Genomic DNA, 276 nt, shown 5'->3' on the forward strand with positions numbered 1-276 from the left:
CTGAATGGCACCCTAAAACTTCGTGCCAGCCATATCCAACTGGATCAGGGTAAAATCTTTTTGCTGGCCGCCATTGAGATTGAAAAGGAGCAACATCATTTGGATACTTCTGTCATTGCTGAGGCATCCTTATCTATCGAACACCCCGTTACCGTTAAAATCGGAAGTCATGAACATACTATTGGTAACAAGGAAGAGTTTTTACACCGCAGATTAGCCATACAAGCGGCGATCTACCGGGTAAAGAAGGCGGTTACTTTTAACCGGGGTGGTCAT

At 44.9% G+C, this 276-nt stretch carries 1 pseudogene; it reads left to right on the forward strand.

What is annotated here, in order from left to right:
- A pseudogene (locus tag AC6CH7_RS26530) lies at nt 1–276 on the forward strand (hypothetical protein); the annotation flags it as partial.

The organism is Pedobacter sp. GQ55 (genome assembly GCF_059758925.1).